The sequence below is a fragment of the Pseudomonas sp. A6 genome (assembly GCF_052367875.1).
GTDB lineage: Bacteria > Pseudomonadota > Gammaproteobacteria > Pseudomonadales > Pseudomonadaceae > Pseudomonas > Pseudomonas citronellolis.
Genome location: NZ_CP198970.1, coordinates 61059 through 84987, shown reverse-complemented (window position 1 = coordinate 84987; position 23929 = coordinate 61059). Strand labels below are relative to the sequence as shown.

Annotated in this window: 22 protein-coding genes; 15 read left to right on the top strand and 7 right to left on the bottom strand. The window is 69.3% G+C overall.

Annotated features, from left to right (window positions below):
• Window positions 1-24: 24 nt before the first annotated feature.
• The 6 genes from ACTWJ5_RS00375 to ACTWJ5_RS00350 all read left to right on the top strand — a co-directional run bounded on the left by ACTWJ5_RS00375 (window position 25) and on the right by ACTWJ5_RS00350 (window position 7553).
• Entirely contained in the window at window positions 25-1035 is a 1011-nt protein-coding gene (locus ACTWJ5_RS00375; protein WP_253391000.1) for a methionine ABC transporter ATP-binding protein, read from the top strand.
• Window positions 1032-1697 carry a methionine ABC transporter permease gene (locus ACTWJ5_RS00370; RefSeq protein WP_444437256.1) on the top strand — a complete coding sequence of 222 codons (666 nt, stop codon included), beginning with the start codon at window positions 1032-1034 and terminating at the stop codon, window positions 1695-1697. The genes ACTWJ5_RS00375 and ACTWJ5_RS00370 overlap by 4 nt, the downstream gene beginning before the upstream one ends.
• A 45-nt stretch (window positions 1698-1742) precedes the next feature.
• Window positions 1743-2525, top strand: a complete 783-nt coding sequence (locus tag ACTWJ5_RS00365) for a MetQ/NlpA family ABC transporter substrate-binding protein (protein ID WP_444437255.1) — start codon at window positions 1743-1745, stop codon at window positions 2523-2525.
• A gap of 605 nt (window positions 2526-3130) precedes the next feature.
• Entirely contained in the window at window positions 3131-5212 is a 2082-nt protein-coding gene (locus ACTWJ5_RS00360; RefSeq protein WP_444437254.1) for a 3-hydroxyacyl-CoA dehydrogenase NAD-binding domain-containing protein, read from the top strand.
• A 9-nt stretch (window positions 5213-5221) separates the two neighbouring features.
• Window positions 5222-6412 carry an acyl-CoA dehydrogenase family protein gene (locus ACTWJ5_RS00355; RefSeq protein WP_444437253.1) on the top strand — a complete coding sequence of 397 codons (1191 nt, stop codon included), beginning with the start codon at window positions 5222-5224 and terminating at the stop codon, window positions 6410-6412.
• A 10-nt stretch (window positions 6413-6422) separates the two neighbouring features.
• Window positions 6423-7553, top strand: coding sequence for an acyl-CoA dehydrogenase family protein (locus ACTWJ5_RS00350; protein ID WP_444437252.1), 1131 nt, complete (start codon window positions 6423-6425; stop codon window positions 7551-7553).
• Between the two features lie 453 nt (window positions 7554-8006).
• Here the strand turns inward: ACTWJ5_RS00350 and ACTWJ5_RS00345 are convergent, their stop codons facing one another.
• The gene (locus ACTWJ5_RS00345; RefSeq protein WP_069862838.1) at window positions 8007-8792 is read right to left on the bottom strand and encodes an IclR family transcriptional regulator; all 786 of its coding nucleotides are present in this window, start codon (window positions 8790-8792) and stop codon (window positions 8007-8009) included.
• Window positions 8793-8975: 183 nt separating this feature from the next.
• On the opposite strand from ACTWJ5_RS00345, the gene ACTWJ5_RS00340 reads away from it, so the two are divergent.
• Both ACTWJ5_RS00340 and ACTWJ5_RS00335 read left to right on the top strand, forming a co-directional pair.
• A complete protein-coding gene (locus ACTWJ5_RS00340) occupies window positions 8976-10607 on the top strand; it encodes an AMP-binding protein (protein WP_444437251.1) in 1632 nt (543 codons plus the stop codon).
• A 50-nt stretch (window positions 10608-10657) separates the two neighbouring features.
• Window positions 10658-12193, top strand: a complete 1536-nt coding sequence (locus tag ACTWJ5_RS00335; RefSeq protein ID WP_116426161.1) for a 3-hydroxyacyl-CoA dehydrogenase — start codon at window positions 10658-10660, stop codon at window positions 12191-12193.
• Between the two features lie 304 nt (window positions 12194-12497).
• On the opposite strand, the gene ACTWJ5_RS00330 is transcribed toward ACTWJ5_RS00335, so the two are convergent.
• Both ACTWJ5_RS00330 and ACTWJ5_RS00325 read right to left on the bottom strand, forming a co-directional pair.
• A complete protein-coding gene (locus tag ACTWJ5_RS00330; RefSeq protein ID WP_444437250.1) occupies window positions 12498-13553 on the bottom strand; it encodes an aminopeptidase in 1056 nt (351 codons plus the stop codon).
• An 85-nt stretch (window positions 13554-13638) separates the two neighbouring features.
• On the bottom strand, window positions 13639-14730 hold the full coding sequence (locus ACTWJ5_RS00325) for an aminopeptidase (RefSeq protein WP_009614525.1): 1092 nt from the start codon (window positions 14728-14730) through the stop codon (window positions 13639-13641).
• A 68-nt stretch (window positions 14731-14798) separates the two neighbouring features.
• Between ACTWJ5_RS00325 and ACTWJ5_RS00320 the strand changes: the two genes are divergently transcribed.
• Window positions 14799-15224: a PA0061/PA0062 family lipoprotein gene (locus ACTWJ5_RS00320; RefSeq protein ID WP_043270085.1), complete on the top strand. Its 426-nt coding sequence runs from the start codon at window positions 14799-14801 to the stop codon at window positions 15222-15224.
• A gap of 66 nt (window positions 15225-15290) precedes the next feature.
• The gene (locus ACTWJ5_RS00315; protein ID WP_444437249.1) at window positions 15291-15725 is read left to right on the top strand and encodes a PA0061/PA0062 family lipoprotein; all 435 of its coding nucleotides are present in this window, start codon (window positions 15291-15293) and stop codon (window positions 15723-15725) included.
• Window positions 15726-15735: 10 nt separating this feature from the next.
• Here ACTWJ5_RS00315 and ACTWJ5_RS00310 read toward each other — a convergent pair whose 3' ends face one another.
• The 3 genes from ACTWJ5_RS00310 to ACTWJ5_RS00300 form a co-directional block, all read right to left on the bottom strand.
• Entirely contained in the window at window positions 15736-15948 is a 213-nt protein-coding gene (locus tag ACTWJ5_RS00310; protein WP_099049091.1) for a DUF1161 domain-containing protein, read from the bottom strand.
• A 148-nt stretch (window positions 15949-16096) separates the two neighbouring features.
• Window positions 16097-16321, bottom strand: a complete 225-nt coding sequence (locus ACTWJ5_RS00305; RefSeq protein ID WP_253407659.1) for a DUF1161 domain-containing protein — start codon at window positions 16319-16321, stop codon at window positions 16097-16099.
• 124 nt (window positions 16322-16445) lie between these two features.
• Window positions 16446-16661 (bottom strand): dodecin, encoded by a 216-nt coding sequence (locus tag ACTWJ5_RS00300; RefSeq protein ID WP_009614515.1) that lies wholly within the window; start codon window positions 16659-16661, stop codon window positions 16446-16448.
• 160 nt (window positions 16662-16821) lie between these two features.
• Here ACTWJ5_RS00300 and ACTWJ5_RS00295 point away from each other — a divergent pair, with 160 nt between their 5' ends.
• From ACTWJ5_RS00295 to ACTWJ5_RS00285, 3 genes are all read left to right on the top strand, one after another.
• The gene (locus ACTWJ5_RS00295; protein ID WP_174672436.1) at window positions 16822-17337 is read left to right on the top strand and encodes a sigma-70 family RNA polymerase sigma factor; all 516 of its coding nucleotides are present in this window, start codon (window positions 16822-16824) and stop codon (window positions 17335-17337) included.
• A complete protein-coding gene (locus tag ACTWJ5_RS00290) occupies window positions 17334-18281 on the top strand; it encodes a FecR family protein (protein WP_074980805.1) in 948 nt (315 codons plus the stop codon). Before ACTWJ5_RS00295 ends, ACTWJ5_RS00290 begins: the two co-directional genes overlap by 4 nt.
• A 305-nt stretch (window positions 18282-18586) precedes the next feature.
• Window positions 18587-20743 (top strand): TonB-dependent siderophore receptor, encoded by a 2157-nt coding sequence (locus tag ACTWJ5_RS00285; protein ID WP_444439699.1) that lies wholly within the window; start codon window positions 18587-18589, stop codon window positions 20741-20743.
• Window positions 20744-20747: 4 nt separating this feature from the next.
• Here the strand turns inward: ACTWJ5_RS00285 and ACTWJ5_RS00280 are convergent, their stop codons facing one another.
• Window positions 20748-21644 (bottom strand): LysR family transcriptional regulator, encoded by an 897-nt coding sequence (locus ACTWJ5_RS00280; RefSeq protein ID WP_074980804.1) that lies wholly within the window; start codon window positions 21642-21644, stop codon window positions 20748-20750.
• A gap of 268 nt (window positions 21645-21912) precedes the next feature.
• Between ACTWJ5_RS00280 and trpB the strand changes: the two genes are divergently transcribed.
• Window positions 21913-23121, top strand: a complete 1209-nt coding sequence (gene trpB / locus ACTWJ5_RS00275; protein ID WP_043270091.1) for a tryptophan synthase subunit beta — start codon at window positions 21913-21915, stop codon at window positions 23119-23121.
• Window positions 23118-23924, top strand: a complete 807-nt coding sequence (trpA, locus tag ACTWJ5_RS00270; protein WP_444437248.1) for a tryptophan synthase subunit alpha — start codon at window positions 23118-23120, stop codon at window positions 23922-23924. The genes trpB and trpA overlap by 4 nt, the downstream gene beginning before the upstream one ends.
• The last annotated feature ends 5 nt before the right edge of the window (window positions 23925-23929 follow it).

Here is a 23929-nt window from a genome sequence, read left to right as displayed (position 1 = left end):
CGCCGTACCCACAAGGTTCGCCACGTGATCGAATTCCACGACGTCCACAAGACCTACCGCGTCGCCGGCCGCGACATCCCGGCCCTGCAGCCGACGCGCCTGACCATCGGCGCCGGCCAGGTGTTCGGCCTGATCGGCCACTCCGGCGCCGGCAAGAGCACCCTGCTGCGCCTGATCAACCGCCTGGAAGAGCCCAGCGGCGGGCGCATCGTCATCGACGGCGAGGACGTCACCGCCCTCGACGCCGACGGCCTGCGGCGCTTCCGCCAGCGCGTCGGGATGATCTTCCAGCACTTCAACCTGCTGGCCTCCAAGACCGTGGCCGAGAACATCGCCATGCCGATGAGGCTGGCCGGCAGCTTCAGCGCCGCGCAGATCGCCGCGCGGGTGGACGAACTGCTCAAGCGCGTGGGCCTGCAGGACCACGCCCGCAAGTACCCGGCGCAGCTTTCCGGCGGCCAGAAGCAGCGCGTCGGCATCGCCCGCGCCCTGGCCTGCGGGCCCAAGCTGCTGCTCTGCGACGAGGCCACCAGCGCGCTGGACCCGCAGACCACCGGCCAGGTCCTGCAGCTGCTGGCGGAGATCAACCGCGAGCTGAAGCTGACCATCGTCCTCATCACCCACGAAATGGACGTGATCCGCCGCGTCTGCGACCGCGTGGCGGTGATGGACGCCGGCAGCATCGTCGAACAGGGCGAGGTGGCCGACGTCTTCCTCCACCCGCAGCACGAGACCACCCGGCGCTTCGTCTTCGAGGCCGAGCGCGTCGACGAGAACGAGCAGCACGACGACTTCGCCCACGTGCCCGGGCGCATCCTGCGCCTGACCTTCCGCGGCGAAGCCACCTACGCCCCGCTGCTGGGCACCGTGGCGCGGCAGACCGGGGTGGACTACAGCATCCTCGCCGGGCGCATCGACCGCATCAAGGACCAGCCCTACGGCCAGCTGACCCTGGCCCTGGTGGGCGGCGACATGGAGGCGGCCATGGCCCAGCTGAACGCGGCCGAGGTGCATGTGGAGGTGCTGCGCGCATGAACGACTTCTTTATAAATATCGACTGGTCGGAAATCCTCCAGGCCAGCATCGACACCTTCTGGATGCTCGGCGGCTCGCTGCTGTTCACCGTCATCCTCGGCCTGCCGCTGGGCGTGCTGCTGTTCCTCACCGGGCCCAAGCAGCTGTTCCAGAACCGCGCGGTCTACGCCCTGCTGTCCTTCGTGGTCAACGTGCTGCGCTCGCTGCCGTTCATCATCCTGCTGATCGTGATGATCCCCTTCACCGTGCTGATCACCGGCACCTCGCTGGGCGTCGCCGGGGCCATCCCGCCGCTGGTGGTGGGCGCCACGCCGTTCTTCGCGCGCCTGGTGGAAACCGCCCTGCGCGAGGTGGACAAGGGCATCATCGAGGCCACCCAGGCGATGGGCGCCAGCACCCACCAGATCATCTGCAACGCCCTGCTGCCGGAGGCCCGCCCGGGCATCATCGCCGCCATCACCGTCACCGCCATCACCCTGGTGTCCTACACCGCGATGGCCGGCGTGGTCGGCGCCGGCGGCCTCGGCGACCTGGCCATCCGCTTCGGCTACCAGCGCTTCCAGACCGACGTCATGGTGGTCACCGTGATCATGCTGCTGGTGCTGGTGCAGATCCTGCAGACCGTCGGCGACAAGCTGGTGGTCCACTTCTCGCGCAAATAACCACAAGGCCCGCGGGCCACAGGAAAATCCCAAAAGGAGCGATCCATGAAGAAACTGCTTGCCGCCTTCGCCGCCACTGCGGCGCTGTCGATCACCGGCGCCCACGCGGCCGAAACCCTCAGCGTGGCCGCCACCCCGGTGCCGCACGCGGAAATCCTCAACTTCGTCAAACCCATCCTGGCCAAGGAAGGGGTGGAGCTGAAGGTCAAGGAATTCACCGACTACGTGCAGCCCAACACCCAGGTGGCCGAGAAGCGCCTGGACGCCAACTTCTTCCAGCACCAGCCGTACCTGGACGAGTTCAACAAGTCCAAGGGCACCAGCCTGGTGGCCGTCACCGGCGTGCACATCGAGCCGCTGGGCGCCTACTCCAGCAAGTACAAGAAGCTCGACGAGCTGCCCTCCGGCGCCACCGTGGTGATCCCCAACGACGCCACCAACGGCGGCCGCGCCCTGCTGCTGCTGGCCAAGACCGGCCTGATCAAGCTCAAGGACGAGAAGAGCATCACCGCCACCCCGAAGGACATCACCGACAACCCGAAGAACATCAAGGTGCGTGAACTGGAAGCCGCGACCCTGCCGCGCGTGCTGGGCCAGGTCGACCTGGCGCTGATCAACACCAACTACGCCCTGGAAGCCAAGCTGAACCCGACCAAGGACGCCCTGGCCATCGAGGGCTCGGACTCGCCCTACGTGAACATCCTGGTAGCCCGCCCGGACAACAAGGACAGCGACGCCATGCAGAAACTGGCCGCCGCCCTGCACAGCCCCGAGGTGAAGCAGTTCATCCTGGAGAAATACAAGGGTGCCGTGGTTCCGGCCTTCTGATAGCCGACCGCACCTTTGAAGAAGCCGCGCCCCGCAAGGGCGCGGCTTTTTTTCGCCTGTAAACAAGCTGCAATGGCCGGGGGCTATAACGGCATTTCCACGACTTCTTTCGCTTACAGACCGCTTTTCCAGATTCAGGCAGGGGAGAGCGGTCTTTTTTTGTCTGCGTTTCGCCCGCCGCTCCAACACCCCGCGCTTTGCGCTCTACGCTCTACGCTCTCGTAGGAGCGAGCTTGCTCGCGAACGGTACCTCCCGGCTGCCTCGGCGCCATGGCTTGACTCCGTTCCCTCTCCCTAACCCTCTCCCTGAAGGGAGAGGGGACCGTTCGGAGTGCTTGGGCATTCCTGAGTTAGCCGGCAGCGCCAGCGGTTTCCGGCTGAAACCATCACTTCTCTCGGCACGGACTGCCCCCCCTCCCTTCAGGGAGAGGGCTGGGGAGAGGGCGCTCTTCGAACAAACACCATAGGCCCGGCCGGAAATCCGTTCGCGAGCAAGCTCGCTCCTACGAGAGCACAACACCCTCGACAACCCCCAGTGATCTTTATATTCTGCACAGCGAAACATAATTCCGTTAAAAACCACAATTACAACGGAGACGCTGAGCATGTCCGAGGTAGTGCAGGTCGAACGTCACGGCGACGTGGCCCTGATCAAGGTCGACAATCCCCCGGTCAACGCCCTGGGCCTGGCGGTGCGCGCCGGGTTGCTGCGGGCCTTCCGCGAGGCCGAGGCGGATGCCGCCGTGCGCGCGGTGGTGCTGGTGTGCGCCGGGCGCACCTTCATGGCCGGGGCGGATATCAAGGAATTCGGCAAGCCGCCGCAGGCGCCCTCGCTGCCCGAGGTGGTGGAAGCCATCGAGGCCTCCAGCAAGCCCAGCGTGGCAGTCATCCACGGCACCGCCCTGGGCGGCGGGCTGGAAGTGGCCCTGGCCTGCCATTACCGCATCGCCCGGGCCGACGCCCAGGTCGGCCTGCCGGAAGTGAAGATCGGCCTGCTCCCCGGCGCCGGCGGCACCCAGCGCCTGCCGCGCCTGGCCGGTGTGGCACGGGCGCTGGAGATGATCGTCTCCGGCAACCCGGTGAAAGCCCCGCAGGCCCTGGAATACGGCATCCTCGATGAACTCGTCGACGGCGACCTGGCCGAAACCGGCCTGGCCTACGCCCGCCGCCTGCTGGACGAGGGCCGCGGCCCGCGCCGCAGCGGCGAGCGCCAGGTACAAGGCGACGCCGCGCTGATCGCCGCCAAGCACGCCGAGGTGCAGAAGCGCATGCCCGGCCTGTTCTCCCCGCTGCGCTGCGTGGCGGCGGTGGAAGCCGCCAGCCGCCTGCCCCTGGCCGAGGGCCTGAAGCGCGAGCGCGAACTGTTCCAGGAATGCCTGGAGTCGCCGCAGCGCGCCGCCCTCATCCACGCCTTCTTCGCCGAGCGCGAAGCGGCGAAGATCGCCGGCCTGCCCGCCGACACCCCGGTGCGCGAAGTGCGCACGGCCGCGGTGATCGGCGGCGGCACCATGGGCGTGGGCATCGCCCTGTGCTTCGCCAACGTCGGCATCCCGGTGAAGCTGCTGGAAGTCGACGGCGCCGCCCTCGACCGCGCCCTGCAACGCGCCCGCGCCACCTACCAGGCCAGCGTCGAGCGCGGCAGCCTTTCCAGCGACGCGATGGAAAAACGCCTGGGCCTGATCCAGGGCGTGCTCGACTACGCCGCGCTGGCCGACGTGGACCTGGCGATCGAAGCCGTGTTCGAGAGCCTGGAGGTCAAGCGCCAGGTCTTCGAGCGCCTGGACGCGGTGTGCAAGCCCGGCGCCATCCTCGCCAGCAACACCTCGTCGCTGGACCTCGACGCCATCGCCGCCTTCACCCGGCGCCCGCAGGACGTGGTCGGCCTGCACTTCTTCAGCCCGGCCAACGTCATGCGCCTGCTGGAAGTGGTGCGCGGCCGCGAGACTTCCGCCGAAGTGCTGGCCAGCGCCATGCAGCTGGGCAAGCGCCTGAAGAAGGTCGCGGTGGCGGTGGGCGTGTGCGACGGCTTCGTCGGCAACCGCATGATCTTCCAGTACGGCCGCCAGGCCGAGTTCCTCCTGGAGGAGGGCGCAAGCCCGGCCCAGGTGGACGCCGCCCTGCGCGACTTCGGCATGGCCATGGGCCCGCTGGCGGTGCGCGACCTCTCCGGGCTGGACATCAGCCACGCCATCCGCGAGCGCCAGCGCCCCGGCCTCGAGCCCGGGCAGACGCTGCCCACGGTGCTCGACCACCTGTTCGCCGCCGGCATGCTCGGGCAGAAGACCGGCGCCGGCTTCTACCTCTACCCGCAAGGCTCGCGCACCCCGCAGGATAACCCGGCGCTGCCGGCCATGCTGGAGCAAGCCGCTGCTGCCCGCGGCATCACTCGCCAGCCGGTGAGCGCCGAGCACATCGTCGAGCGCTGCCTCTTCGCCCTGGTCAACGAGGCCGCGCGCATCCTCGACGAGGGCATCGCCCAGCGCGCCAGCGACGTCGACCTGATCTTCCTCAACGGCTACGGCTTCCCCGCTTGGCGCGGCGGCCCACTGTTCCACGCCGACCGCCTGGGCCTGGACCACGTACTGCAACGCATCCGCGAATTCCATCAGCGCTTCGGCGCCTGGTGGGAACCGGCGCCGCTGCTCGAACGCCTGGTGGCCGAAGGCCGCCGTTTCGCCGACCTCTAAGGAACCGCCATGGACATCCACTTCACCCCCGACGAACTGGCCTTCCGCGACGAAGTCCGCGCCTTCCTCCAGGCCAGTCTGCCGGCCGACATCGCCAGCAAGGTGCGCCTGGGCAAGCACCTGAACAAACAGGACCACCAGCGCTGGCAACGCGCCCTCAGCGAGCAGGGCTGGTACGCCAGCCACTGGCCGGTGGAATTCGGCGGCACCGGCTGGAACGCCGTGCAGAAGCACATCTTCGAGGAGGAATGCGCAGCCTTCGGCGCGCCGCGCACCATCCCCTTCGGCGTGAACATGGTCGCCCCGGTGATCATCAAGTTCGGCACGCCCGAGCAGCAGGCCCACTACCTGCCGCGCATCCTCGACGGCACCGACTGGTGGTGCCAGGGCTACTCCGAGCCGGGCGCCGGCTCCGACCTGGCGTCGCTGAAGACCCGCGCGGTGCGCGACGGCGACCACTACATCGTCAACGGCCAGAAGACCTGGACGACCCTCGGCCAGCACGCCGACTGGATCTTCTGCCTGGTGCGCACCGACCCGGAGGCCCAGCAGCAGCGCGGCATCAGCTTCCTGCTGATCGACATGCAGAGCCCCGGCATCACCGTGCGGCCGATCATCACCCTGGACGGCGAGCACGAGGTCAACGAAGTCTTCTTCGACAACGTGAAGGTGCCGGTGCAGAACCTGGTCGGCCGCGAGAACGAAGGCTGGACCTGCGCCAAGTACCTGCTCACCTACGAGCGCACCGGCCTGGCCGGCATAGGCGCGTCCAAGGCAGTGCTGGCGCACCTGAAACGCGTGGCCAGCCGCGAGCTGTGCGACGGCAGGCCGATGCTGGAAGACCCGCTGTTCCGCGCCCAGGTGGCCGAGGTGGAGATGCAGCTGATGGCCATCGAGATGAGCACCCTGCGCATCCTCGCCGCCGCCCGCGAAGGCGGCGTGCCGGGGGCGGAAAGCTCGATCCTCAAGGTCAAGGGCACCGAGATCCGCCAGGCCATCAGCCACCTGCTGCGCAAGGTCATCGGCCCCTACGCGCTGCCCTTCCTCGAAGAAGAATTCGAGCTGGGCGCCGAGCCGCTGCACGCCGACTACGCCAGCGCGCCGGCCAGCCAGTACTTCAACCTGCGCAAGCTGTCGATCTTCGGCGGCTCCAACGAAATCCAGAAGAACATCGTCTCGAAGATGATTCTCGAGCTGTGAGGGCGTGAGCATGGACTTCAAACTCAGCGAAGAGCAGCAGATGCTGCAGGACACCGCGGCGCGCCTGGTGCGCGACGAATACGCCTTCGACAGGCGCGAGGGCTTCGGCAACAGCGAGCTGGGCTACAGCGCCGGCTTCTGGCGCCAGCTGGGCGAGCTGGGCCTGACCTCGGTGTCGCTACCGGAAGCCTACGGCGGCTTCGGTGGCGGCGTGGACAGCCTGCTGGTGCTCACCGAACTGGGCCGCGGCCTGTGCCTGGAGCCCTACCTGCAATCGGTGGTGCACGCCGGCGGGCTGCTCGCCCAACTGGGCAGCGAAGCGCAGAAGGAAAGCTGGCTGCCGCGCATCGCCAGCGCCGAGGCGCAGTTGGCGGTGGCCCTGGAAGAGCCGCAGAGCCATTACCAGCTGCACGACGTGCAGACCCGCGCGGAGAAGGCAGGCGACGGCTGGAAGCTCAGCGGCCGCAAGGCGGTGGTGATCGGCGGGCAGAGCGCCACGGCGATCCTGGTTTCGGCGCGGGTAGCGGGCAACGCGCGGGACGAGGCGGGCATCGGCCTGTTCCTGGTCGATCCGCAACAACCCGGTGTGCAGCGCCGTGCCTATCCGACCATCGACGGGCAGAAGGCTTGCGAGCTGTTCCTCGACGGCGCGGTGGCCGAGTCCGTCGGCGTTCCGGGCGAAACCCTGGCGGCGCTACGCTACCAGCAGGGCCGCGCCATCGCCGCGCAGTGCGCCGAAGCCCTGGGGAGCATGCAGGAAGCCTGCGCCCTGACCCTCGACTACCTGAAGACGCGCAAGCAGTTCGGCGTGCCCATCGGCAAGTTCCAGGTGCTGCAGCACCGCATGGTGGACATGCGCAGCGAGCTGGAGCAGGCCACGTCCATGGCCATCCTCGCCGCCTGCGTGGCGGACCAGCCGGACAGCGCCGAGCGCAGCCGCACCCTGGCGGCGGCCAAGTTCATCGTCACCCGCGCCGGGCGCTACATCGCCGAGCAGGCGATCCAGCTGCACGGCGGCATCGGCATGACCTGGGAATACGTGCTGGCACACCATGCCAAGCGGCTGGTGATGCTGGGTCACCAGTTGGGCGATGACGACCATCACCTGAAGGCTTATGCGGGGTTGATGGAGGTGGCGTAGGGCAGGCCTGCGGCCCCCTCACCCTAACCCTCTCCCGGAGGGAGAGGGGACCGTTTGGCGTGTGGGGGGAGGTTGGAGTCAGTCGGAAACCCAGGCGTTTCCGGCTGAAACCCTACTCCCAGCCGGCACGGACAGCTCCCTCTCCCTCTGGGAGAGGGCTGGGGTGAGGGAAGCCCGTGACTCGAAGGCCCATGCGGAATTGATGGAGGTGGCGCAGAGCAGGCCTGCGGCCCCCTCACCCTAACCCTCTCCCGGAGGGAGAGGGGACCGTTTGGTGTGTGCGGGAAGATTGGAGTCAGCCGAGAACCCTAGCATTTCCGGCTGAAACCCCACTCCCAGCCGGCACAGACGGCCCCCTCTCCCTCTGGGAGAGGGCTGGGGTGAGGGAAAAGCCCGAGCACCAACACCACCAGACCCACCCCTTGTAGGAGCGAGCTTGCTCGCGAACCCGCCTCAGGCCCCCAGGCTCTCGATATCCCGCGCCAGCATCTCCAACTCATGGGCCAACGACCCCTTGAGCGTTTCCTCACTCAACTGAAACGACGGCGCACCACAAGTCAGCGCCATCAGCCCCCCATCGGCCAGCCGCAACGGCACACCAGCCGCACGCACGTTACGGTCCCAATCACCGAGGGACAGGCAGAAACCATGCTCGCGATATTCCTCGAAGGAACGCTCCAGCGACGCACGCATGGCCGCCCAATCGCCTTCATGGCGAGCTTCGAGGGCCTGCAGCAAATGCTCCCGCTCCTGCTCCGGAGTCGCCGCCAGGTAGGCACGACCCGCTGCAGTGGTAGCCAACGGCAAGCGCACACCAGCGTCCATACGCAGCGAGGTAGCCTCCGGCGGCCGGCAGTTCTCCACGTAGATCATCGACAGCCAGTCGCGGCAGGTCAGGCCCACGGTGGTGTTGGTGCGGCGGGCGAAGGCGTCCATGTAGGGCTTGGCCAACTGGCGCACGCGCAGGTTCGACACGTAGGCGTAGCCCAGGGCGAGCACGCCGGAATCCAGCTGGTACTTCTCGTGCTGCTGCGAATAGCTGAGGTAGCCGAGCTTGGTCAGCGTGTACGTCATGCGCGACACGGTCGGCTTGGGCAGGCCGGTGATCCGCGCGATCTCCTGGTTGCCCAGCACCACCGAGCCGTGGGTGAAGGCGCGCAGCACGTCCAGGCCGCGGGCCAGGGCCTCGACGAACTTGCGGTCCTTGGGTGCGCTGGAGTCTTCGAAATCGTCGCTCATGCTGCCTCGGCTATGGGGGAAATAAGGGCCGGAGCGGCGTCCGGCGCGGGCGAACGATAGCAGATCGGCATGCCGCGGACAGCAGGGCGACGGGCCGTTGCACAGGCAAAGGCTATCGCATACCATCGATTTCGACATCATGTTTCGCAGAGCAGAATAACAATTCACTGATGGAGGGTGACAATGCCCGTCACTGCCGAAAGCCATGTCGCCGCGCAATTCGCCGCGCGCGGTTACCGCAACGTCCACGACCTGCTGCGCGACGCCAGCCGCGAACACCCCGAGCGCCCGGCCTTCTCCTGCGCCGGCAGTTGCCTGAGCTTCGCCGAGCTGGAGCGCCAGGCCGACGCCTTCGCCCGCTACCTGCGCCACTGCGCCGGCCTGCAACCCGGCGAGCGCCTGGCGCTGATGCTGCCCAACTCCCTGCAGTACCCCATCGCCGCCTTCGGCGCGCTCAAGGCCGGGCTGGTGCTGGTCAACACCAACCCGCAGTACACCGCCGGCGAGCTGAGCCACCAGCTGCGCGACTCCGGCGCCGTGGCCATCCTGCTGCTCGACCGCCTGCTGCCGCTGCTGCGCAAGGTCCAGGGCGACAGCGCGGTGCGCCAGGTGCTGCTGACCTCGGTGGAAGACATGCAAGCGCCGCAGTACGCCTGCGACGAGCCCGACGCCACGCGCTTCATGCAGGCCCTGCGCCTGGGCGCCGGGGCCTCGCCGCTGGACGCCGAGCCGGGCCTGGAGCGCCTGGCGCTGCTGCAGTACACCGGCGGCACCACCGGGGTTTCCAAGGGCGCCATGCTCAGCCACTACAACCTGCTGGCCAACGTCATCCAGACCCTGGAGCTGTTCATGCGCCCGGGCCTGCTCGACCCGGCCAGCGACGTGCGCATCGCCCCGCTGCCGCTGTACCACATCATGGCCTTCTCCACGAATTGCCTCAGCTCCGTGGCCATGGGGCTGCACACCGTGGTGATCCGCGACGGGCGCAACCTCAATGAGATCATCGAGGCCATGCGCCGCTACCCCTTCACCCTGCTCAGCGGGCTGAACAGCCTGTTCGTCGGGCTGATGAACCACCCGGCCTTCGCCAGCCTGGACTTCAGCCACCTGAAATGGGTGACCAGCGGCGGCGCGCCGCTGAACCTGGAAGTCGGCCGGCGCTGGCAGGCGCTCACCGGCGCCCCGGTGCTGGAGGGCTTCGGCCTCACCGAGGCGTCGCCGGTGGTGTGCACCAACACCCGGCTGACGCCCTACCGCGAGGGCTTCGTCGGCCAGCCGCTGATCGACACCGAAGTGCGCATCGTCGACGAGAAGGGCAACCAGTGCCCGCTGGAAGTCCCCGGCGAGCTGTGCCTGCGCGGCCCGCAGGTGATGCGTGGCTACTGGGGCCGCCCGGAGGAAACCGCCCAGGTGCTGGACGCCGACGGCTGGCTGCGCACCGGCGACATCGCCCTGCAGGACGCCAACGGCCTGCTGAAGATCGTCGACCGCAAGAAGGACATGATTCTGGTGTCGGGCTTCAACGTCTTCCCCAACGAGGTGGAGGACGCGGTGATGCGCCACCCGGGCATCCGCGAGTGCATCGCCATCGGCGTGCCGGACGCGCGCAAGGGCGAGTCGGTGAAGCTGTTCGTCAGCCTGCGCGACCCGGCCCTGGACGCCGCCGCGATCATCGCCCACTGCCGCGAGCACCTCACCGGCTACAAGGTGCCGAGCTTCGTCGAGATTCTCGACGAGTTGCCCAAGACCTCGGTGGGCAAGATGCTCCGCCGCCAGTTGCGCGACCTGGAGGCACGACGGAACCCCACGCCGTGACCCCAGCGACTAAGGTGAAGACAAGCCAGCCAGACGGGGACGCCACGTCCATGCCAGCCAGCAACCTTCCCGCGTTCCGCCGCATCGGCGTGATCGGCGCCGGCGCCATGGGCCGCGGCATCGCCCAGCTGTTCGCCAGCGCCGGGGTGCCGGTGCAGCTCTACGACAGCCGCGCCGAGAGCATCCAGCAGGCCCTGGACTTCAACCGCGAGCTGCTCGAGCGCGCCGCCGCCAAGGGCAAGCTCGGCGCCGACGCCCTGGCCGCCACCCTGCAGCGCCTGCAAGCGGCGCACAGCCTCGACGAGCTGGCCGGCTGCGACCTGCTGGTCGAGGCCATCGTCGAAGACCTCGGCGCCAAGCAGGCGCTGTTCGCCGAGCTGGAGGCGCGGGTGGCGGACGACGCGGTGCTGGCCAGCAACACCTCGTCGCTGTCGGTCACCCGCATCGCCGCGCGCTGCCGCCGCCCCGAGCGGGTGGCCGGCTTCCACTTCTTCAACCCGGCGCCCCTGATGCGCATCGTCGAGGTGGTGCGCGGCCAGCGCACCGACGAGGCAGTGATAACGCGCCTTTCGCGCCTGGCCGAGCAGGCCGGGCATTTCCCGGCGGTGAGCCCGGACAGCCCCGGCTTCATCGTCAACCACGCCGGCCGCGCCTACAGCACCGAGGCCCTGCGCATCCTCGGCGAGGGCATCGCCAGCGCCGCGCAGATCGACCGCATCCTGCGCGACGGCGCCGGCTTCCGCATGGGGCCCTTCGAACTGTTCGACCTGACCGGGCTGGACGTCTCCCACGCGGTGATGGAATCGCTGTACCAGCAGTTCTACCAAGACCCGCGCTACCTGCCCTCACCGCTGGCGGCGCAGCGGGTGGCCGCCGGCCTGCTCGGGCGCAAGAGCGGCGAGGGCTTCTACCGCTACCGCGACGGCCAGCCGCTGCGCGAGCCGGAGCCGCAGCCCGAGCCGGTGCTGCTCGACCGGCCCTTCTGGCTGGACAGCCAGGACCCGGAGCTGCGCCACCACGTTGGCCAGTTGCTGATCCAGGCCGGGCTGGTGCTGGAGAGCGCCGAGGCGCCTTCGGCCCGAGCCATCTGCCTGGTCACCCCGCTGGGGGAAGACGCCAGCACCCGCATCGACGCCCTCGGCCTGCCGGCGGAGCGCAGCCTGGCCCTGGAAAGCTTCGGCGACCTCGACAAGCGCCGCGTGCTGATGCGCCAGCCGGCCCTCGACCCGCAGCTGGAGGCCCAGGCGCGCCAGGCCCTGGGCGCCGACGGCGTGCCGGTGGAAGTGATCAACGACTCCGCCGGCTTCGTCACCCAGCGGGTGATCGCCAGCATCGTCAACCTGGGCTGCGAGATCGCCCAGCGCGGCATCGCCACCCCGGTGACCCTCGACCGCGCGGTGCAACTGGCCCTGGGCTACCCCTTCGGCCCGCTGGCCTTCGGCGAGCACTACGGCGCGGCGCGCATCCTCACCATCCTCCAGGGCCTGCAGGCCTGCTACGGCGAACCGCGCTACCGCCCCAGCCCCTGGCTGCGCCGCCGCGTGCAACTGGACCTGCCGCTGCACGCCCCGGATGCGGCGGACTGAGAACAACTGTCCTACAGGCCGCACCGAACCGCTCTTCGTAGGAGCGAGCTCGCTCGCGAACCGCATGGCACCACATTTGTTCGCGAGCAAGAACTAGGCGTCCCCCTCGCTCCTACGAGAAGCCGTGCCCGTCCGCAGGGTAGGAGCGGGCCCTGCCCGCGATTTCGCGCGCAGGGCGCGCTCCTACAGGTACAGGAGAAACACCATCGTAGGATGGGTTGAGCTTGCGATACCCATCACCCCGGCCCGATGGGTTTCGCAAGCTCAACCCATCCTACGAAGATCGCCTAGGCGCAGGCATGCCTCACAACCACCGAAACCGCCCATCCGCAAGCTGCTCCAACGCCGCCTGCCGCTGCGCCGCGGGCAGCGCGCCGAGCCTTGCGGCCTGGGCATAGAACGCCGGCCAGTCGCCGTCGACCTGGCGGTACAGCGCGGCGAAGGCCGGCACCCACTGGTCGTAGAGCGCGAAGGGCAGCAGCGTGGCGTTGTTCAGCGGCCCGTCGATCCAGCCGTCGAACAAACCCTTGCCGCCCCAGCGCCGCGCCACCAGTTGCCGGTAGTCCTCGCGCAGGCGCTGGAACTCGGCGGCCTTGCGCGCCCGCATGGCCTCCGGCGGCAGGCCGCTGGCGTAGAGCGCCTGCAACCGCGCCCGCGTCGCCAGCACCAGGGCCGCCAGCTCCTCGCGCTGCCGTGGCCCCGTCTCCGTCGGCAGCGGCTGCCCGCGCGAGGCCAGCCACTGGCGCAGCCCCTCCCGCTGCACGAAGACCGCCAGGGATTCGTTGAAGGCGCTGTCGCCGGGCAGGTACAGGCGCTGGTGGGCCAGCTCGTGGAAGATCAGCTCGGCCTGGTGCGCCTCGTCGCCGAGCATGGTGCTGAGGATGGGCGCATCCTCGCGCCCGGGAATGGTGAAGGCCGCGGCCGCGCCTATGCAGGTGTCCAGGCCCTGGCGCTGCAGCTCGGCCGCCGCGCGCCGGGCGGCATGCGGATCGTAGAAGCCGAGGTAGCTGACGCAGCCGGCGCGGGGAAAGCAGCGGTCGCGCGGCCGCAGGGAGAATTCGTCGGTGGCGAACAGGTTCCACACCGCGTAGTCCCGGCCCAGGTCGGCGTAACGGCGGTAGCTGGCGTTGTCCGGCAGGTCCAGGTGGCGGCTGGCGAAGTCGCGGGCGGCCACGGCGGCGGCGAGCAGGCGCCGGGTGCGCGCGTCGGTGCCGGGGTCGGCCAGCACCTCGGCCACCGGCAGGGCGTTGGCCAGCACTTCCCGCTGGCCCTCGTGCAACTGCTCCTGGTAGCTCCCGGCGGCGCAGGCCACCAGCAACGGCAGGCCCAGGCAGGCCAAGGCGCGATGGACGAAGCCCATGGCGCACCTCCATGCCCGTTGACCCGGGGCAGGGGGGCCATGGCGGCCCGCGCGAAGTCAAAAAATCGACTCTTTACGGGTGAGCCTAGCGCAGGCTGACGAATTCGCCGGTTTTCAGTCGCTCCAGCGCCGCCTGGCGCTCTTCCGCGGGCAGCGCGCCGAGCTTCTCGACCCGCGCATAGAACGCCGGCCAGTTGCCGCCGACCTGGCGCAGCAGGGTGGCGAAGGCCGGCACCCACTGGTCGTAGAGGCCGAATGGCAGCAGCTTGGCGTTGTTCAGCGGGCCGTTCACCCAGGCGTCGTAGGGGCACTTGCCGGCCCATTCGCGCTGGCACAGCGCGCGATAGTCGCGGCGCAGGCGCTCGAACTCGGCGGCCTTGGCGGCGCGCTTGTCGGCTTCGGGCAGGTCGCGGGCGTAGAGTTCCTTCAGGCGCTCGCGGGTGTCCAGCACCAGGCGGGTGAAGCCTTCGCGCTGGCGCACGCGGCTGGCCTGCTCCGGCGGCAGGCCGCGGAAGGCGCGCCAGCGGCGGCCGCCCTCCTGCTCGACGAAGCTGGCGTAGGACTCGTTGAAGGCGGTGTCACCGGGCAGGTAGAAGCGCTGGTGGGCCAGCTCGTGGAACAGCGTCTCGGCCAGGCGCTGGTCGTCCCAGCGCAGCATGCTGCTGATGATCGGGTCGTCGAACCAGCCGAGGGTGGAGTAGGCCTCCACGCCGCCGACGTAGACGTCCCAGCCCTGCGCCTTCAGGCGCTGCGCCTCGGCCTTGGCGCCGGCCTCGGCGTAGTAGCCGCGGTAGGCCACGCAGCCGGCGATGGGGAAGCAGTGGGTGAGCGGCTGCAGCGACAGCTCCGGCGTGGCGAACACGTTCCACACCACGTAGGGCCGGTGGATATCGCTGTACAGCCGGTAGCTGCGGTTGTCCGGCAGGGCCAGCTCGGCGCTGGCGAAGGCGCGGGCCTCCTGGGACAGCGCCAGGCGCTGGCGCAGCCTGGCGTCGCGGGCGGGGTCGGCGACCACCTCGGCCACCGGCTCGCGGGCCGCCAGCAACTGCAACTGGCCGTTGCCCAACTGGCTGTAATAGCCGGCGGTGGAACAACCGCCCAGCAGGAAGAACGCCAGGCAGGGAACCCAGCGGGGCAATCGGCGGTCGAGAAACGCAATACACAGGCGGGCGGGCATGCGCGGCACATTAGCACAGGCCCCTAACCGCCGCTGCCGACACAACAAGACCACCCTGGAGTGTACCCATGCGCCCGCTGCTGCTCGCCACCGGCCTGCTCGTCCTGAGCGGTTGCTCGCTGATTCTGCCGCAACCCGACCCCAACCGTGCCTGGATCGACCTCGACACCAACGGCCAGAGCGACCTCTCGGCCCTGCAGGTGGACGACCAGCCCTGGCACAGCACCCGCTACTTCGAAGTCGACCCCGGCCAGCACGAGCTGCGCGTGCGCTACCAGTTCCAGGTCGAGCCGCAGAACATCGGCTCCGAGGCCGCGGTTTCCGAGGCGATGTGGCGCGACTGCCAGCTGACCCTCAAGTACAAGGACTTCGGCGCCGGCCAGCGCTACCGCCTGGAGACCGGCAGCATCGGCTTCTACCCCTGGGCGCGGCTGTACGACCAGCAGGCCAACGAAATCGCCCGCGGCCGCACCGGGCGCTGCGAGAAGGTCTGAGCGAACGCGCCGCGGCGCCGCCCAGGGCGTATGCTGGGCGGATTCCCCGCTTCGAGCGACACCGCCATGGGCAAACTTCCGCTGCTGTTCCTGCCGGCCCTGCTGAGCGCCTGCGCCGGCCCGCTGCCGGCCCACGACCCGCAGCTGGCCTGGGTCGACCTCTACACCCAGCCGGCCAACACCCTGCTCGCCGAGCGCCTGGACAAGCAGGTGCTGCGCGACGGCCGCTTCTTCCAGGTGCCGCCGGGCAAGCACGAGCTGGAAGTGCGCTACCAGTACGAGATTCCCGGGGGTGGCGGCGGCGGCCTGGCGATGAGCGACAACACCACGCAGATCACCTGCCGCGTGTGGCTGACCTACGACAACTTCACCCCCGGCCAGCGCTACCGCCTGGAAGTGCGCCCGCAGCTGCGCAGGGCCCTGGCGCTGCTCACCGACGCCAACGGCCAGCTGGTGGCCAAGACCGATTTCCAGGGGCGGATGGACTGCGGGCTGTTCTGAGCCGCGCCGCTCAGTCGTCGTTCTTCTGGTAGATGATCTTGCGCGTGCCGCCTTCGCAGCTGCCGACCACCATGCTCGGGTCCTTCACCTCTGCGTTGGTGACTATCTCCAGGGTGTAGGCGGTCACCCCGGCGGACTGGATCTTGGTCTCGATCTCCGCCTTGAGTTCCTCGCACGGCTTGGTCTTCGCCTGGGCGGCGCCCGCGCAGGCCAGGGCCAGCATCAGCACGGCGAACTTGCTCACGGTCATGGCATTCCCTCGTCAGCCCCACCACGGGGCGCCCTATCCTAACGAGAGACAGCGCGGCGGCGACAGAGTGCCCAACGACGAAGGGGCGCCAATGGCGCCCCTTCGCGGTCCCGCGGCGGCTTCAGTGCCGCGAATAGACGATCTCCTTGCTGCCGCCCTCGCAGGTGCCGACCACCTTGCGCTCGCCACCCGCGCCCTTGTCGACGACCTCCAGGGTGTAGCCCGAGACGCCCTTGGCCTGGAGTTTCGCGTCGATCTCGGCCTTGAGCTCCTCGCACGGCTTGCCGGCGGCCAGGACGCTGCCCGCCATGGCCAGCAGGCCGGCGGCCAACAACAGGTTCTTCATGGCTGATGCTCTCCGTTGAACGAATGGACGAAGGGCCCCGCTGGGCCCGTGAAACGGCCGCCCCACGGCGGCCCCCGAAAGCCCCCGGCGCCCCGGCCCGCGGGCGCGCGGCGGCGAATGCCGGTCAGCTGTCGGCGATCTTGAAGCCGACCTTCAGCGTCACCTGGTAATGCCCCACCGCACCGTTCTCGATATGCCCGCGGGTGTCCACCACCTCGAACCATTCCAGGTTCTTCAACGACTTCGAGGCCTCGGCCAGGGCGTTGTTGATGGCGTCCTCGATGCTGGTGCGCGAAGACCCGACCAGCTCGATCTTCTTGTAGGTGTGATGGTTCGACATCGGCTTCTCCTTGAGCGCGCCCGGCGGCGCACAGTGCTGAATGTCCTCGTAGGACACTAGCCGAGCCCTGGAAGTGCAGCAAATTGCCGCCAGGGGCCAATTGCCGGCCGGGGCCCGGGATCTATAGAATGCGAAGCATTCTTATTTGCGCATGCCTGGGATGACGCCCGTGTCCGGCACCTACTCCAGCAAGCTGGAATGTTTCTTCAGCGATCACCACCGCTGGCTGCTGCTGCACGTGCAGCGCTACCTGGGCAACCGCGCCGACAGCGAGGACACCGCGGCCGAGACCTTCTGCCAGCTGCTCGCCGCCCGCGTCGACCCGCAGGGCATCCAGCAACCGCGCGCCTACCTGTCGACCATCGCCCGCCGCCTGGTCTACGACCGCCACCGCCGCCGGCGCCTGGAGCAGGCCTACCTCGACTACCTGGCCGGCCAGCCCGAGGCCCTGGAGCCATCGCCGGAAGAACGCGCCCTGCTGCTGGAGGCGCTGAGCCTGGTCGACCGCAGCCTCAGCGGGCTGCCCCAGGAGGTCAAGCAGGCCTTCCTCTACAGCCAGCTCGACGGCTTGGGCTACGCCGAGATCGGCCACCGCCTGGGGGTGTCGGAACGCACCGTGGGCCGCTACATGAAGCAGGCCCTGCGGCAGATCTACCTCAATGAGCTGGTGCCATGAGCGGCATGCGCCTGGATGCGGCCGGCGAGCAGGCCATCGACTGGATGGTGCGGCTGCGCGCCGGCCACGCCGACGCCGAACTGCAACGCCAGCTGGACGCCTGGCTGGCCAGCGACCCGGCCCACGCCGAGGCCTGGGCGCGCCTGCAACGCGGCCTTGGCAGCCCCTACGACAGACTGCGCCGGCTGCCCGGCGCCAGCGAGCTGCTGCTGCGCCAGCACGGCGGCCGCCGCGACCTGCTGCGCGGCCTGGCCGGCCTCGGCCTGCTCGGCGCGGGCCTCTGGCTGGGCGCACGCAGCACGCCCGGGCGCGCCCTGCTGGCCGACCTGCGCACCGGCACCGGCGAGCGCCGCGACTTCGTCCTGGCCGACGGCAGCCACCTCTACCTCAACGCCGAGAGCGCCGTGGACATCGCCTTCGACGCCAGCCAGCGGCTGATCCTGCTGCGCCGTGGCGAACTGGTCGTGCAGGTCGCCGCGGACGCCGCGCGGCCCTTCGTGGTCCGCACCGCCCAGGGCGAGGCGCGGGCGCTGGGCACGCGCTTCCTGGTGCGCCAGGAAGCCGCCGACACCCGCGTGGTGGTGCTGGAGCATTCGGTGCGCGTCAGCCTGCCGGGCAGGCAGGACTGGCGCGACCTGCGCGAAGGCGAGGGCGCCTTGCTGCAGGCGGATGGCATCCAGCCGCTGCGCGGCCAGGCACGCCGCGCCGACTGGCTCAACGGCCAGTTGAGCGTCGCCGACGAACCGCTGGAGGCGGTGATCGACGCACTGCGTCCGTACCTGCGCGGCTACATCCGCGTCGAGCCGCGCGCCCGGCAGCTGCGGGTGCAGGGCGTGTTCCCGCTGGACCAGCCGGCCCGCGCCCTCGCCGCGCTGGGCGAGACCCTGCCGCTGCGCATCGAGCGCTATGGCCCCTGGCTGACCCTGGTCGGCCTTCGCGAGTGAAGGACGAAAAAATTTGCCGCAGGGTTGTCCGGTTTTTTCGCGCCATCGCACCTAACTCCTGAAACAAGACACATTCTCAGGAGAATCCCGTGCCCACACCCTGGCCCCGCGCCTTCGCCACCACCCTCGTCCTGGCCGTCGCCAGTGCGCAGTCGTTCGCCGCCAACGGCCAGCGCCTGCACTTCGAACTGCCCGCCGCCAGCCTGGCCGAGACGCTCAACGCCATCGCCCGGCAGAGCGGCCAGGTGATTTCCCTGGACCCGGCCCTGGTCCGCGACAAGCGCGCTCCGGCCATCCACGGCGAGCTGAGCGCCGAGCAGGCGCTGGAGCGTGCCCTGCGCGGCAGCGGCCTGCAATTGAAGGTCACCGCCAGCGGCGCCTACAGCGTGGAACCCGCGCCCACCGACAGCGCGCTGGAAATGGGCAGCACCACCGTGACCGGCCAGGGCCTGGGCGCCACCACCGAGCACAGCGGCTCCTACACCACCGGCGACATGCAGACCGCCACCCGCCTGCCGCTGTCGATACGCGAGACGCCCCAGGCCGTCACCGTGATGACGCGCCAGCGCATGGACGACCAGGCGATGACCAGCATCACCGACGTGGTGCAGTACACCCCCGGCCTGTTCCTCAGCCATGCCGACGGCCCCGGCCGCCCTTCGTTCAGCGCACGCGGCTTCGACATCGACAACGTGATGTACGACGGCCTGCCCAGCGCCTACCAGGGCTGGACCATCGGGGTGCAACCGAACCTGGCGATGTTCGACCGCGTCGAGGTGATCCGTGGCGCGACCGGCCTGGTCACCGGCAGCGGCAACCCCTCGGCGGCGATCAACATGGTGCGCAAGCGGCCCACCAGCGCCCCGCAGGTCAGCCTGACCGGCGCCGCCGGCCGTTGGGACGACTACCGCGGCGAACTCGACGCCTCCGGGCCGCTCAATGACAGCGGCACCCTGCGCGGCCGCGTGGTCGGCTCCTACCGCGACGCCGACAGCTTCCGCGACGAGGAAGAACAGGACCACGGGCTGTTCTACACGGTCGGCGAGGCGGACCTGGGCGAGGACACCACCCTGACCCTGGGCTTCTCGCGCCAGGAGGACAAGACCAACCTGTTCTGGGGCGGCCTGCCGCTGGGCGTCGACGGCCATCACCTGGACCTGCCGCGTTCCACCTATCCGGGCAGCGACTGGGAGAACAAGGAGCAGAAGACCAACACCCTGTTCGGCAACCTCGAGCACCGCCTGGACCATGGCTGGACGCTGCGCCTGGCCGCCATGGCGGCGTCGCAGGACGGGCTGTTCTCCGGCACCTACCTGCGCCGCGACACGGCCCTGGACCTCTACCACCAGGCCTACCAGGGCCGCTACGACGAAGACCAGAACGCCTTCGACCTGTACGCCAGCGGGCCGGTGCGGCTGTTCGACCGCGAGCACGAGATCGTCGCCGGCGTCAGCCGCCGCGAAACCGACCGCACCACGCAGAACTACAGCGGCGGCGGCATAATCCCCATCGGCGCGGCGAAACCCGACTTCATCCGTTCCTACAAGGCGCATGACGTCACCACCCAGGAAGGCAGCTACCTCACCGGCCGCTTCAGCCTGGCCGACCCGCTCAAGCTGATCCTCGGCGGCCGCCTGGACTGGTACGAGTACGACGACCGCAAGAGCGACGCCGACTACAAGGTGGTGCGCAACGTCACCCGCTACGCCGGCCTGGTCTACGACCTGGACGAACACCATTCGCTCTACGCCAGCTACACCGACATCTTCCAGCCGCAGACGCAGAAGGACACCGGCGGCGCGCTGCTCGCGCCCATCGAGGGCAAGAACTACGAGATCGGCGTGAAAGGCGAGTACTTCGACGGCGCACTCAACGCCAGCGCCGCGGTCTTCCAGATCGACCAGAAGAACCGCGCCAGCCTGCTGGACGACCAGAGCGCCTGCCCGACCTTCCCGTCCGAGTCCTGCTACGAGGCGGCCGGGCTGGTGCGCAGCCAGGGCCTGGACCTGGAACTGCAGGGCGCGCTGAGCGAGTACTGGCAGGTGGGCGCCGGCTTCACCTACACCCGTGCGCGCTACAAGCACGACGCCGACCCGGCCAACGAAGGCCAGCGCTTCAGCACCGATACCCCCGAGCGGCTGTTCAAGCTCACCAGCCTCTATCACCTGCAGGGCCCGCTGGAGAAATGGCGCGTCGGCGGCAGCCTCTACTGGCAGAGCCGCATCTACAACGACGTGGACCTCGCCGACGGCAGCCGCTACCGGGTGGAGCAGGGCAGCTATGCCATCGCGGGCCTGGTGGCCGGCTACCGTGCCAACGAGCACCTGGACCTGCAGTTGAACGTCGACAACCTGTTCGACCGCACCTACTACTCGGCCATCGGCTACGACATCTACTGGGGCTCCACCGACACCTACGGCACTCCGCGCAGCTACATGCTCACCGCCAAGTACGACTTCTGAGCCCTCAGCGCGCCGCGCCGGCCAACTCGCCCCGCAACCAGCGGGCCAGGCGTTCGGCGCGGGCGTCGCCGCGCCGCGCCGGCACCCACAGCGCCAGGCGCGCGGCGGTTTCGGCGAAGCCCCAGGGCGCGGCCAGGCGGCCGGCGGCGAGGTCGTCGGCCACCAGCGCCTGGGGGGCGATGGCCACGCCCAGGCCGGCCACCGCCGCTTCCAGCAGGTAGTACAGGTGCTCGAAGCCCTGGCCCAGGTGCAGCGCGCCGGCGTCCAGGCCCTGGGCGAGCGCCCATTGCGGCCAGGCCTGGGGCCGCGAGGTGGTGTGCAGCAGCGCCTCGCCCAGCAGCGCCCGGGGTTCGGCCCGCTGCAGTTCGGCGAAGCGCGGGTGGCGCGGGCTGAGCACCGGGCCGATGCGCTCGGCGGCCAGTTCGAACACCTGCATGTCGGCCGGCCACGGCGGCTCGGCGAACAGCAGGGTGGCGTCGACGCCGCCGCGGCGCGGGTCCAGCTCGCCCTCGCTGGCCGAGAGTTGCAGGCGCAGTTCCGGCAGCTCGCGGTTGAGGCGGTCCAGGCGCGGGATGAACCAGCGGGCCAATAGGCTGCCCGGGCAACCGAGCACGAAGGGCGCCTCGCCGCCAGCCTGGCGCAGCTCGGCGCAGACACGGCGCAGGCGCTCGAAGGCGTCGCCGCTGGCCTCGCCCAGGCGGCGCCCGGCATCGGTGAGTTTTACGCCGCGCCCGTCCTTGGCCAGCAAGGCCACGCCGAGGTCTTCCTCCAGTTGCCGCAGCTGCCGGCTCACCGCACCGTGGGTGACGTGCAGCTCGGCTGCCGCCTGGCTTACGCCGCCGAGACGGGCGACGGCATCGAAGGCGCGCAGGGCGTTGAGCGGGGGAAGGTCGCGGCTCATGGCGTTCAACCTGTGAGTTTTCCTGACATGTCCGGGCGATCTTATCGCTTTTCCCGCCCGCCCGGCAGTCGTATCCTCGGCACATTCCGTAGGAGCAACGGCCTTGCGCCGAGGTGCTCTTCGTAGGATGGGTTGAGCTTGCGAAACCCATGCGGTTGCGCTGATGGGTATCGCTTCGCTCAACGCCATCCTACGAAAAGCCGTGCTTCCCTGGAGGTGTTTCGCACCCAGGGGCGCTCCTGCCTACCGACACCAGAGGAGCCTTCCCATGTCCACATTGCGCACCGGTCCCGACGCCAAGGGCCTGTTCGGCAGCTTCGGCGGCCAGTACGTCGCCGAGACGCTGATGCCGCTGATCCACGACCTGGCCCGCGAGTACGACAAGGCCAAGGAGGATCCGGAGTTCCACAAGGAACTGGCCTACTTCCAGCGCGACTACGTCGGTCGCCCGAGCCCGCTGTACTTCGCCGAGCGCCTGACCGAGCACTGCGGCGGGGCGAAGATCTACCTCAAGCGCGAAGAGCTGAACCACACCGGCGCGCACAAGATCAACAACTGCATCGGCCAGATCCTCCTGGCCAGGCGCATGGGCAAGCAGCGCATCATCGCCGAGACCGGCGCCGGCATGCACGGCGTGGCCACCGCCACCGTGGCGGCGCGCTTCGGCATGAAGTGCGTGGTCTACATGGGCACCACCGACATCGACCGCCAGCAGGCCAACGTCTTCCGCATGCGCCTGCTGGGCGCCGAGGTGATCCCGGTCACCGCCGGCACCGGCACCCTCAAGGACGCCATGAACGAAGCCCTGCGCGACTGGGTGACCAACGTCCACGACACCTTCTACCTGATCGGCACCGTGGCCGGCCCGCACCCCTACCCGGCGATGGTCCGCGACTTCCAGGCGGTGATCGGCAAGGAAACCCGCGAGCAGCTGGCCGAGAAGGAAGGCCGCCTGCCCGATTCCCTGGTCGCCTGCATCGGCGGCGGCTCCAACGCCATGGGCCTGTTCCACCCGTTCCTGGATGACGCCGGTGTGAAGATCATCGGCGTGGAAGCCGCCGGCCACGGCATCGAGACCGGCAAGCACGCGGCCAGCCTGAACGGCGGCGTGCCCGGCGTGCTGCACGGCAACCGCACCTTCCTGCTGCAGGACGAGGACGGCCAGATCATCGACGCCCACTCCATTTCCGCCGGCCTGGACTACCCCGGCATCGGCCCGGAACACGCGTGGCTGCACGACATCGGCCGCGTCGAGTACACCTCGATCACCGACCACGAGGCGCTGCAGGCCTTCCACACCTGCTGCCGCCTGGAAGGCATCATCCCGGCGCTGGAGTCCTCCCACGCCCTGGCCGAAGTGTTCAAGCGCGCGCCGAACCTGCCCAAGGACCACATCATGGTGGTGAACCTGTCCGGTCGTGGCGACAAGGACATGCAGACCGTCATGCACCACATGCAACAGGAGCAGCAAGCATGAGCCGCCTGCAGACCCGCTTCGCCGAACTGAAACAGCAGAACCGCGCCGCCCTGGTGACCTTCATCACCGCCGGCGACCCGGGCTACTCCACCTCGCTGGACATCCTCAAGGGCCTGCCCGAGGCCGGCGCCGACGTGATCGAGCTGGGCATGCCGTTCACCGACCCGATGGCCGACGGCCCGGCGATCCAGCTGGCCAACATCCGCGCCCTGGGCAACGGCCAGAACCTGGCCAAGACGCTGAAGATGGTCCGCGAATTCCGCGCCGGCAACGACAGCACCCCGTTGGTGCTGATGGGCTACTTCAACCCCATCCACTACTACGGCGTCGAGCGCTTCATCGCCGATGCCAAGGAAGCCGGCGTCGACGGCCTGATCATCGTCGACCTGCCGCCGGAGCATAACGAGGACCTGTGCCAGCCGGCCCAGGCCGCGGGGCTGGACTTCATCCGCCTGACCACCCCGACCACCGACGACAAGCGCCTGCCCACGGTGCTCGCGGGCAGCTCGGGCTTCGTCTACTACGTCTCGGTGGCCGGCGTGACCGGCGCAGGAGCTGCGACCCTGGAGCACGTCGAACAGGCCGTGGCGCGCCTGCGCCGCCACACCGACCTGCCGGTGGCCATCGGCTTCGGCATCCGCACTCCGGAACATGCCGCCAGCGTCGCCCGCCTGGCCGACGGCGTGGTGGTGGGCTCGGCGCTGGTGGACAAGATCGCCAACGCGGAAAGCTCCGCCGACGCCGTGCAGGGCGTGCTGGGCCTGTGCCGCGAACTGGCCGAGGGCGTGCGCAAGGCGCGCTGAGGGCC

Excerpts from the sequence above, each read along its gene's own strand:
- ACTWJ5_RS00370 (WP_444437256.1), top strand. The coding sequence starts at position 1,032 with ATGAACGACTTCTTTATAAATATCGACTGGTCGGAAATCCTCCAGGCC.
- ACTWJ5_RS00365 (WP_444437255.1), top strand. The coding sequence starts at position 1,743 with ATGAAGAAACTGCTTGCCGCCTTCGCCGCCACTGCGGCGCTGTCGATC.
- ACTWJ5_RS00360 (WP_444437254.1), top strand. The coding sequence starts at position 3,131 with ATGTCCGAGGTAGTGCAGGTCGAACGTCACGGCGACGTGGCCCTGATC.
- ACTWJ5_RS00355 (WP_444437253.1), top strand. The coding sequence starts at position 5,222 with ATGGACATCCACTTCACCCCCGACGAACTGGCCTTCCGCGACGAAGTC.
- ACTWJ5_RS00350 (WP_444437252.1), top strand. The coding sequence starts at position 6,423 with ATGGACTTCAAACTCAGCGAAGAGCAGCAGATGCTGCAGGACACCGCG.
- ACTWJ5_RS00345 (WP_069862838.1), bottom strand. The coding sequence starts at position 8,792 with ATGAGCGACGATTTCGAAGACTCCAGCGCACCCAAGGACCGCAAGTTC.
- ACTWJ5_RS00340 (WP_444437251.1), top strand. The coding sequence starts at position 8,976 with ATGCCCGTCACTGCCGAAAGCCATGTCGCCGCGCAATTCGCCGCGCGC.
- ACTWJ5_RS00335 (WP_116426161.1), top strand. The coding sequence starts at position 10,658 with ATGCCAGCCAGCAACCTTCCCGCGTTCCGCCGCATCGGCGTGATCGGC.
- ACTWJ5_RS00330 (WP_444437250.1), bottom strand. The coding sequence starts at position 13,553 with ATGGGCTTCGTCCATCGCGCCTTGGCCTGCCTGGGCCTGCCGTTGCTG.
- ACTWJ5_RS00325 (WP_009614525.1), bottom strand. The coding sequence starts at position 14,730 with ATGCCCGCCCGCCTGTGTATTGCGTTTCTCGACCGCCGATTGCCCCGC.
- ACTWJ5_RS00320 (WP_043270085.1), top strand. The coding sequence starts at position 14,799 with ATGCGCCCGCTGCTGCTCGCCACCGGCCTGCTCGTCCTGAGCGGTTGC.
- ACTWJ5_RS00315 (WP_444437249.1), top strand. The coding sequence starts at position 15,291 with ATGGGCAAACTTCCGCTGCTGTTCCTGCCGGCCCTGCTGAGCGCCTGC.
- ACTWJ5_RS00310 (WP_099049091.1), bottom strand. The coding sequence starts at position 15,948 with ATGCTGGCCCTGGCCTGCGCGGGCGCCGCCCAGGCGAAGACCAAGCCG.
- ACTWJ5_RS00305 (WP_253407659.1), bottom strand. The coding sequence starts at position 16,321 with ATGAAGAACCTGTTGTTGGCCGCCGGCCTGCTGGCCATGGCGGGCAGC.
- ACTWJ5_RS00300 (WP_009614515.1), bottom strand. The coding sequence starts at position 16,661 with ATGTCGAACCATCACACCTACAAGAAGATCGAGCTGGTCGGGTCTTCG.
- ACTWJ5_RS00295 (WP_174672436.1), top strand. The coding sequence starts at position 16,822 with ATGACGCCCGTGTCCGGCACCTACTCCAGCAAGCTGGAATGTTTCTTC.
- ACTWJ5_RS00290 (WP_074980805.1), top strand. The coding sequence starts at position 17,334 with ATGAGCGGCATGCGCCTGGATGCGGCCGGCGAGCAGGCCATCGACTGG.
- ACTWJ5_RS00280 (WP_074980804.1), bottom strand. The coding sequence starts at position 21,644 with ATGAGCCGCGACCTTCCCCCGCTCAACGCCCTGCGCGCCTTCGATGCC.
- trpB (WP_043270091.1), top strand. The coding sequence starts at position 21,913 with ATGTCCACATTGCGCACCGGTCCCGACGCCAAGGGCCTGTTCGGCAGC.
- trpA (WP_444437248.1), top strand. The coding sequence starts at position 23,118 with ATGAGCCGCCTGCAGACCCGCTTCGCCGAACTGAAACAGCAGAACCGC.